Genomic DNA, 10,691 nt, shown 5'->3' with positions numbered 1-10,691 from the left:
CCTTGCCCTATTACTTGCTCAAGGTAAGATTATTACAGCCCCTTACGGGCGCACGGTCATGGAATTGCTGATCGGTGTTCCTGTCGCAAATGTGATGCCTTTTCCGCCTGTAATCTCATTCAGGTACTGACATTTCATATATAAATCAGATGACTTTTGTGCATCAGTCTGTGATAATCCCGCAACATTACGCATCTTTGTATAGAGAAACAGATTTTTAAAGTTATGACTTTCATCGACGAACAGATGGTCTATTCCAAGTTCCTCAAATGTGATGACATCATCTTTTCTTGCATCATCATTTAACTTCTCAAGGCGCTTCTTCAAATTCTTTTTTGTCTTCTCTAACTGTTTTACCGTATATCTTGGGGCATCATCATCTTTCAATTGTTGAATACCTTCAACGATTGTGTCCAACTGCTTTTCCAGTGTTTTCTTTTGCCGCTGCGCAGACATTGGGATTTTACCAAAGGTACTGTGTCCCATAATAATGGCATCATAATCTCCAGTTGCGATTCGTGAACAGAATTTCTTTCGCTTGTTTTTTTCAAAGTCCTGCTTTCTGGCAACAAGAACATTCGCTGCTGGATAGAGTCTTAGAAAATCAGAACCCCATTGTTCAACCAGATGATTGGGTACGACAAAGAGCGACTTCTGTGCCAAGGCAAGACGTTTCAACTCCATACAGATAGCAATCATTTCATATGTTTTCCCTGCACCAACAACGTGAGCAAGCAAAGAATTACCACCATAAAGTCCACGAGCTACCGCATCACTTTGATTGCTTCTCAGTGTGATTTCAGTATTCATACCCGGAAAGGTTAAATGATCTCCATTATAATTTCTAGGTCGAATAGAATTGAATTTTTCATTATAAAATTTCGTCAAACGTTCCCGTCTATCAAAGTCTTTCCAGACCCAATTCAAAAAAGCCTCTTTGATACTGTCCTGTTTCTGCTGGGCAATCATTGTTTCCTTTTTATTGAGGACTTGTTTTTTTCTTCCTTCTTCATCATATTCATAATCAAAAATTTTTGTGCTTTTCAAGTTTAAGCAATCCTCTATCAACCGGTAAGCATTCGCTCGATGTGTACCATAAGTCTTTTCAGCTTTGATATTGTTTCTATCTCTTGTTTTATTTGAGATACTCCAAGAGCTGTCAATCTTATTATAAGATACATGAATGTTCTCCTTAGCAAAAAATGACATGGACAAGATTTCATTCATGAATGCCTCATAATCAGTACTTGGAATCCATGTAGCACCAATGCGCACATCAATCTCTGATGCACTTAATTCTGTCGGCATAGCCTGCTTTAACGCCTCTACATGTTGCTCATACTGTGGATCAAGTTTCGCTGATAATTCTGCAATACGTAGTTTATTTCTAATGTTTCCACTTAAATATTCATCAGCAGTAACATAAACATCGTCATTATCAGGTTCTGCTGCATTGGGAATCTTATAGATGACACCATGCAGATCACTCAGTATCTTTGTTTTATCAAAACCAGTCAGCGAGGACATATAATCTAGGTCTACCTTAGCTTTTTCCGATAAAGATAGCAGCAATGCTTCGTTTGACGTTTCAGCTTTATCTATAACCACTTTTTTACCAATCGTACGCTCATAAAAAATGTCTGCCTTGCTTTTTAAGGTTCCATCTTCATTTAAATTTTCCAACGAACAAAGAAGGTAATACGAATCATCATCACGAAAAGCCATGCTGTTGCCACGACTGTTGATCAGACCATAAGACTTCGTAAAATTATCATACAGCCGATTCAGTTCATCCTGCTGCTGATTGATCTGCTCATCAGGATAATCTTCCATTTCGTATTCAATCAACTGTCGTACACAGTTTCTAATATCAATCAATCCAGTGATACGATTCATGGCTGTTTTGGATAGTTCCATTTTCGTCATGATACTGTTTTCCCGATAATAAACATCATCCTCTACCAAAGTATAGCTGAAGTTGCGAACCGTTGGGTCAGCGGGTATCGTTATGATTTCTTCATTCTCATGATCGAGATCATCAGGTACGATTGTTCTTTCATCAATATATCCATAGATATGGCTGATTGCTTTCTGTAATGACTCTTGCAACGGTATGTTCTCAAATGGAACGACTGTCAAATCTTCACGCCCGTACATAGCTTTTGTCATTTCCACATGACCTAAGACCATTTCCGGATGTTCGATAAAATAATTATTCATGACATATCCATGCTCATCTTTGCTGGTATATGTCCACTCGCTCTGTTTTACGATAGGCGCATCCCGCTTTTGTAAAAACAGGATATCACTGACTGCCTTTGTATTGGCACTGTCTTTAAAAGCAGTATTTGGCAATCTGATTGCACCTAATAATTCAGCACGTTCATTGATATATTCACGAACCTTGCCATTTTGCTTATCCATCGTATAACGGGAAGTCACAAAAGCAATAATTCCCCCTGGGCGTACTTTGTCCAGTGTCTTGGCGAAAAAATAGTCGTGTATATTAAAATTCAGTTTATCATAACGCTTATCCGATACTTTGAATTGTCCGAATGGTATATTGCCTATTGCGACATCAAAGAAAGAATCAGGGAGTTTTGTATCTTCATAACCCTCTACTGCAATACTTTCTTTTTGATAGAGCTGCTTAGCAATTCTACCAGTGATAGCATCCAGTTCAATACCATATAGCTTCGATTCCTGCATACTTTCTGGCAACATCCCTAAGAAGTTTCCAATACCACAGGACGGTTCTAAGATATTTCCTCTACGAAACCCTAAGTTGTCTAGCACCTGATAGATACTCTCGATTACAACAGGAGAAGTATAAAAGGCTGAAAGGGTAGATTCTCTGGCACTGCGATATTCATCCTCATTTAATAATGCCTTCAGTTCTACATATTCATCGGCCCAGCTGCCTTTGCTTTCATCAAAGACCTCTGACAAACCGCCCCATCCTACGTATTGAGCAAGAATTTCCTGTTCTTCAGTAGTCGCTTTACGGTTTTCCTTCTCCAAAGAAAAAAGCAGTCGAATGGCTGCTATGTTATTTCGATATCGTTCTTTGGGTGTACCGACACCTAAAGCATCCGTCATAATATGATAATTGATGAGTGGAGCATCACTGATTCCTTGGGATACTTCTACAGTTGAAACTACTTTTTTGTTATCCTTCACAACATAAGATTCCCTCAGACTTAGTAGTTCCTCATAATCTTCCATGCGTATAAGCTGAGGTTGCTGTTGTTCATCATAGACCAAAGCCTCATCTAGGATAAAATCATAGAATGCTTTTCCATACCAGACATTCTCATCATCTTTGGCAACAAGGGAATGATTCTTCCATGTCAATCGGACATCATTGATTTTCAATTTATATAGCACATTTGTGATAACCTTTTTTTCACGTTTATCACGCACATTTTCTGCAATCGTCATACCGTGCTCTTTGGCGTAATCAACCAATATTGCATATGGCATGTCCGTTATGGTTATCATCTTATCCTTGTTATAATCCAAATTGTAGATGCTACCTGTTTTTTCTGCATTCCCATAAAGCTGCTCAAAATTCATGTAGTATTTCTTATCTATGATATTATGAAACCACTTCTCTGCATAATTAAAAAGTGCCTTCTCAACATCATCATTGCTTAAGTTACTTTCATTCTCTTTTGCATTGAACGATACTCCAAGAAGCTGATTTTCATATGATAAAGGATTTAGCAGACGATGCGTTTCATTTAATTGAAACTCCATCATAGGTTCATTAACTTCTAACCCATTGACTTCATAACAGTGAAACATCGTGATAATATCATTGTTATCAACATGGGATATCATCAATGGATGATCTGATCCTCCAGTTTCCATTGTCAGAAGTACAGTCGTACCTTGCAGTATGGAATCTGCAAACAGTGAAAACTGCTCATATAATTTTCGTTTTGGATCTGTAGCATATTCATCTGTAATCGTTTCTGCTTGCTGTTTTATTTCCTGTTCAGCATTTACAGGAACGCCTACAAGTAGACTATCATTTAGTGGATTTTCCTTTAATAATTGCAGTAGTTGTTCTTTAGAAAAATTCTCAATAAATAAAGGAAATTCCTTATCTTGTAATACGATAGGATCTCCATCCTCAATGATTTCATAATCGGTTGCGCCAATATGAACAATATCGCCAGTCTGCCATTGATAAACCATAACAGTGTCCTTAGGTTCTTCAGCATCATAAGTCTTCTCAATACCTAATTCCTTTTCTTTCTGCCTACGTTCATATTCCAATTGACGCTCCATCTGCTCTTGAAGATATTTTGGGTACTGTTCTTTTTCGGCAGGGCTGAGATAGCGTCCAGCAGCTATCAATTCACTGATTCGTTTGCTAACTTGATTCCATTTCAATAGGATATCAATATCTGCATTACCAATATCTCCACGTTTTAATCTGATACCCTTACCATCATGCCAAACGTCAATCCATCCAACAGCCGGGCTACTGCCGCCAGTTCCATACTCATTTTTGAGAAATGCTACATTTTCCTTTGTACTTTCATATTTCAAAAACTGTTGATATATGCGATATTTATTACCTCTTGTTAGGATACGATCAATTTCTTCCTGTGAAAAAAAGATACCATTTTTAAAGGATTCCTCATTTTCATATAAGGCATTTAACTGTTCCTCAACAGTTGGAATTTGTATATCAGGAGCATAATATCTTGATAAAATCAATCCATCAACATTCTGCGCTACCAATTCCCACGTGTATTCATGTGAATCTACTTGGTTATCATAAGAACCCATATAGTAAAGTAACTGGTCATCCTGTTTTTCAAAACCTAGCATTATTTCATCAGCTTCAAATTCATATACACCATCAGGATAAATGGATTTTAAATATTCACCACATTCTTTTAAATCCTTCTGATTTTTAAACTCAGCTAAAATCTCAGGAGCGCTGGCAAGTAGAAAATCATGATAAGAAAAAAAGCGTCGATTAACATCAGAATTTATATGACCTCGTTCATACGCTTTTTGTAAAGATGTCATTTTATCCCAAGGAGATAAAAGATATTCCTCTGCTTTTATCAATTGAGCGATTTCTTGTTGAACCTCATGGAATGATAAAGAGGATTCTGTTATAGGTTTTTGCCAATTCCCAGACCAAACGTTCAACTTATCTCCAATTTTCTTATAACCAAGGTATGATAAATCATAATGATCTTCATCACGGTAAATCATAATCAATGTATCGTCATAAGCCTCTCTTATATAATTCGCTCTGTCAACATCATCTGTATGACTATTAAAATATTCAACAATATCTTCCTTAGAATGATTCAGTTTATGTGCGCCACGCAATAATCGCGGTAAATCATCCATATTAAAAGGCGGTGTTTCTGGCTCCTTTTTAACCTCAACATCGCCTAAATTCAAATCTAGCTGTAAACGATCTCCTGTAATATGATTTCCTCGGCGCTCGCTTTCAGGTTGTTCATGAAGCCCACCCATGCCATCATGTCCTGTTCTTTGTCCGGAGCTGGTGTTTTCTCCAACATCTGACTCATCAAGACTTCCATTCTCTGGTATGCCTGATCTGATATCTCCTTCAAATGCTGGTGTAATTCGTTGTTCGCTCTCAATGCAAACAGGTGTCCCGGCTGACTCACTTTCAGATAGTCCAGCCTCAATCTTGCGTATCGGTTGTTTAGCACTGGTTTCATCTCCTTGATATTTGGCATCTGATAATCTTCTACCTGACTGTACGTGATTTCTTGCATTTAAATCGCTCCCTTCTTTTTCTATATTCTGCTTTATATTCTTGTTTTCTTCAAGTGTACGAATCATGATTTCACGTGCTTTGCTTGATATATCTTTAAAGGCTTCACGACTCAAATCACAATTCGTGACGCCAAGCTGTCCAATCACATCCAATGTATCAAACAAGGTGATAGATGAGAAGTCATCAATGGTAAGGTATTTCATAGGATCAATACCACATCGGTTCATTAGCATATATGCCAGAGAATATTCAACCAATATTTTAAATTCATGATTGATTTCAATACCATCTAATTCTGACAGACCACTCCCTTTATGATATTTTACCAACACCGCTACATAATCCTGATAATTATCCTCAACAATCATTTCAGCAAGTGCTTTTAGTACAATCCCTAAATCATGGCTTTCGCCAGTGTCAAATTTATCATTCAGCATCTCAATGACTTCTACATGGTCTTGCTCATGGATGCTCCAAAGTTTTAAAGGACGATGCATTACGCTTCCTGTGTCCACTATATCAAAAACATACCGCAGGGAATACCCGTTGTCACCCAGCAATGCTATCCCTTTAGAACCACGCCGGATATAGCGATTCATTTTGTTATTCCAATCTTCATATCCAGCACAAGCCGTCGCATCTGGTCTTTGTGCATAAATCAGTATCTGATCCTCAAAGCTATATTTATAATGCCATGAGGCGGTACTTAAAAAGGAAATCCAATGATCTGGAGAAGAACTGATTTCAAGTGCTTGTTCTTTCCAGATTTCATGAACTTCCTTATAATTTCTTGCCATTCACTACCCTCCTAACGTTCTTTTTCTTTGTGCTTTGGCTTATATTCAATCTTATATTCTTTAATCGTCATATCGGGAGCATCCATATATATGATGTCTTTCTCTTCGTCAATATCACGATATCCATCCGCGTCAAGTTTTATTGGGCTATTTGATAAGATAGTTCCCCAATGATTGACCAAGATACCTCTTGCAAGTTGACACATAATTCCTTGGCACTCATCATCATGCCTGATTTCGTAACGATGCAGTCCTCTAGGTACATTCTTCAAGCTTATCCTTGATGGAGTAAATAAGACAGGAATATCATATATCTTCATTAACTCATAATAGCTGTTATTGGGATCAGAACGATACACCTGATATTCATCTGGTGTCATTTCATGAATCTGATTTTGACGAAATTTTGTATATGCATCGTCAATTTCATAAGCACTATGATATTCATGATAACTCCTTATGAATTGTTGAGAAAATTCCTTGCTGCCATATTGCAATTTTTTATAAGCGAGGAAAATATCTCTAAGCGTATCCTCTTCATTTACAACTTTCTGCAATTTTGTATAGAGTCTCCCAGAAGAAACAAGAAATTCCACATTCTTTGCTGTCAATCTGTCAAATGGGGCATCGACCAGTTTGATACATGCCTTTCCGATTTCTTCCCATGAATCATGAAAATCTATCTGGACATGTTCACCCTGATAATGTACATCTGCTTTTAACATTATCGTTCTTCTCCTTTCGGTTTTTCTTTCTGAGATTCCTTTTCCTCCAGTTTATCCTTCGCCCACTGAGGGAGCTTATCCTGTTTTATGACACCAATGACTTCATAGCGTTCAATACGGCATGACTCACCCGTATAAAGATTTTCTGCAAAGATTGCGTTTCCAGTACCTTCCGGATTACAGCCAAAACCTCCCTTTGCAAAATAAAGCTGGTGCGTTGAATTTTGAAATTCAGGATAGAGGACATCTGCATTCAATACCACTAATTTTCCAATAAGTGTTGTATAATCGTGAATCGAATTGCAGTCTGAAGATGATAATACCATAATAGGTATATCCCTTGGTTCACTTTCTCGTACCTGCTGTAATTCTCTCATTAACGTTCCATAATAATACTCTGCAACTTCCATATAATCATCACTTTTACCATCAATTGAATAATATTCTCTACCTGCTGCAGCTAACGTTTTGTCAATAGTACCAGTTATATATGAAAGTCTATTATCTCCTACCATAGCTGCCATATAGAAATTATTTCCACCAACTATATCTTCTTTTAATAACTCATATTCAGTATCGTCAAGGCTGATGATTTTTTTATCGTTCTCCATGTTGTTTCTCCTTCGGCTTGCTTCGTTCTTTCTGCAGATGGATATGTTTCTCCAGCATTTCATGACTTCTTATTTTGAAATCTTTAAATGCTCTGCCATAATCGTTGTAATAATGCCCTTGGTCATACCCTCGTTCACGATTACGTGTCGTATTCCATGTGACATAACGCTGAGGAGCACGTTTGTTATATGCCAGAACTACTGCTTTGTGTCCACAGCTTTCCTCTGCAATGATTTTATAGTTTTGATTGACTTCTTGATACAGGTCATGAATATCCGGAGCATCTTTCCTGACAGTCAAAAGTGATTCATGAGTAATGTCATGTGCTTGACAATAAGCAAGATATAGCTGTAGACCTTTTTCAGCACCTATTTCTCCTCGTAAATCATTTATGCAGTACCAATGTACTGCATGATCCTCTAACGGCATATATTTGATTTCAAAACCATTCTCCAAATCATCCAACAAATAAGAATCCACATTATAGTCCCAATCTGGTACGATACCGTATTCAATATGACCTTGATTATCTAAATGTATCTCACAGATATGAGATGAATCCACCTCATTATGTGCCAATGCCTTAACTTGAATCGTTCCATCTTCTTGTTGTTTATCAAGAATATAATCAACATACATACGCTCTTCATCATTCGCCATCAAGCATTCATATATATCACTGAGATGATTGCCATTCTTAAATCGTATATCATTTGTAAGTTTTTCTAATCTGTCCAAAATAACTTCATATTTAACCATGTTCATCATGCCATCCTATCGCGATTCTTTCCGCTCACTTCGATGCTTTGCCCATTGGTCCAATAAACGCAATATCGTTTCTTGTTTTTGCCGTGGCGTATAAGATTTCGGAAAATATTTATCTACTTGATCCATTTTGAAAGATAACTTATCTTTTTGATTTGCTTTTTCCTCTGTCATGATGGTATAGATTACGTTTTCGTCAAGTCGATTGCTTTTAGCAAGTTCTTTCATTCTCATTGTTTGAGCATAAGAGGGAGTTGCATCTAATTCTTGTATAAATTTATAAACATCCTGCTGCTGTTCTTTGTTTAAAAAAGAGAGTTCCACAGCTGGATTAAGTGCGATTTTTTTACCATCTTCACTTAAACCATCCACTAAAACTCTCAATGGTTCAATCAATTCGGTTAGGCGAATATAGCGTTGAATCTGTTTGAAACTATCTCCAACATCTTCAGCAAGAATTTGGATGGATTTTTTACCATTCAACTTGTGGCCAAGTTGTCCACAAGTTAAATCCGTCCTTTTTCCTTGATGTTTCATTGCCTCTAATTTCATTTTATAAGCAAACCCTCGCTCACTTGGCAGTATATGTTCTCTTTGAATGTTGCTATCGACCATGAGGATTGTTGCCTGTTCATCTGTTAGATTACGAACAATCGCATGTACTTCATTTTGCCCAATAAGTTCTAATGCGTATTTTCTGCGATGTCCTGATATCATTTCAAATCCATCAGTGGTTGGGCGCACAAGAACAGGAACAAGTTGTCCGTTTTCTTTTATACTTTCCACTAGATGTATCATATCCTCATCAGTTCTAACATGATAAGGATGGTTGTTAAAGTCTTTGATTTTTGTAATGGGAATACTCTCAACACGCTCCTTGTTTTCTTCCTGACGTTCATCCTCCGTCGAAAATAGCTCATCGAGTGAACTTGTGTTGATTTTTGGTAGTGGTTTTGACATGACCTTTTAATACCTCCTTAGCAAATTGTCTATATGCTTGTGTTGTGTCAGTATTTGGTGAATATAGTATTGGACTTTGACCTGATAGAGAAGCCTCTGCTGTTTTAACGCTCCTAGGTATTTCTTCCTTAAATACCTTGATATGGTTACCAAAATTCAAACGTACTTCGCTTGAAATATGTTTTGATAAATTAGTTCTAGCATCTGTCATCGTTATCAAAATTCCATCTATACTAAGTTTTGGATTTAACTGCTTTTTTGCATTCAAAATAGTACGAACTAGATCATTCAACCCATCTGTTGCATAAGGTTCCGCTTGTACTGGAATGATTACACTATCGGCAGCTGTTAATGCATTAATCATAAATAGATTAAGAGCTGGGTTGCTATCAATCAAGATATAGTCATATTTACTTCTGAATTTGTTTATGAAACGCTTAAAAACTGTTTCACGGCTCATAACACTTGCTAATTGTATGTCAACACCTGATAGACTCGTATTCGCAGGGATTAGATCAACATTTTCCTTAGTATGAATAACATAATCGTCGTGACTTATGTTTTCTTCTTGTATCTCATTAAATAATGCTTCCTTCAATGAATACATATATGAATCATCATCACGAAAGCCTAGTCCCTTAGTTAAATCACCTTGTGGGTCAAAATCTACTAATAATACTTTCTTTCCATTTTCTGCTAACACAACTCCTAAGCACAGAGTTGTTACTGTTTTTCCTACACCTCCTTTTTGATTAGCTATTGTAATAATTCTACTCATAACCCTTGATACCTCCTTTCTTCATGCCACATATTCGTGGCTATGTATATGATTCAAAATAAGAAGGGTTGCTAATCGCTTGCTAATCAGAAAATGGAAACAAGACGATATCGAATGGTACCAAAAATCAAATAGAATGCAAAAAAGCCCTTTATTTAAAGGACTTACTAACACTATATCAGTTTTGATGAATCTATAAGAATGCTGTGATTTTGTACTCCTAAGCGGAACGTAGTTGGTTCGAGTCCAATCAGGGACGCCATTTTAAAGGG

At 37.0% G+C, this 10,691-nt stretch carries 7 protein-coding genes; all 7 read right to left on the bottom strand.

Annotation, left to right across the window (positions count from 1 at the left end):
- Nucleotides 1–42: 42 nt before the first annotated feature.
- Nucleotides 43–3,843, bottom strand: coding sequence for a DEAD/DEAH box helicase family protein (locus tag ACLUJM_RS11245; RefSeq protein ID WP_412412840.1), 3,801 nt, complete (start codon nt 3,841–3,843; stop codon nt 43–45).
- 1,595 nt (nt 3,844–5,438) lie between these two features.
- On the bottom strand, nt 5,439–5,723 hold the full coding sequence (locus ACLUJM_RS11240) for a TnpV protein (protein WP_412412839.1): 285 nt from the start codon (nt 5,721–5,723) through the stop codon (nt 5,439–5,441).
- Between the two features lie 867 nt (nt 5,724–6,590).
- A complete protein-coding gene (locus tag ACLUJM_RS11235; protein ID WP_008816970.1) occupies nt 6,591–7,304 on the bottom strand; it encodes an LPD28 domain-containing protein in 714 nt (237 codons plus the stop codon).
- A complete protein-coding gene (locus tag ACLUJM_RS11230; protein ID WP_008816971.1) occupies nt 7,304–7,915 on the bottom strand; it encodes a hypothetical protein in 612 nt (203 codons plus the stop codon). The genes ACLUJM_RS11235 and ACLUJM_RS11230 overlap by 1 nt, the downstream gene beginning before the upstream one ends.
- Nucleotides 7,902–8,681: a hypothetical protein gene (locus ACLUJM_RS11225; RefSeq protein WP_008816972.1), complete on the bottom strand. Its 780-nt coding sequence runs from the start codon at nt 8,679–8,681 to the stop codon at nt 7,902–7,904. The genes ACLUJM_RS11230 and ACLUJM_RS11225 overlap by 14 nt, the downstream gene beginning before the upstream one ends.
- A gap of 9 nt (nt 8,682–8,690) precedes the next feature.
- Complete coding sequence (locus tag ACLUJM_RS11220) at nt 8,691–9,641, bottom strand: ParB/RepB/Spo0J family partition protein (RefSeq protein WP_216881446.1); 951 nt, start codon at nt 9,639–9,641, stop codon at nt 8,691–8,693.
- Nucleotides 9,598–10,419, bottom strand: a complete 822-nt coding sequence (locus ACLUJM_RS11215; RefSeq protein WP_216881443.1) for a ParA family protein — start codon at nt 10,417–10,419, stop codon at nt 9,598–9,600. Before ACLUJM_RS11215 ends, ACLUJM_RS11220 begins: the two co-directional genes overlap by 44 nt.
- Nucleotides 10,420–10,691: the final 272 nt, after the last annotated feature.

The sequence above is a fragment of the Finegoldia sp. genome (assembly GCF_046991905.1).
Lineage (GTDB): Bacteria > Bacillota > Clostridia > Tissierellales > Peptoniphilaceae > Finegoldia.
The sequence above is the reverse complement of the archived record's forward strand: the minus strand, read 5'-3'. Positions and strand labels throughout refer to the sequence as shown.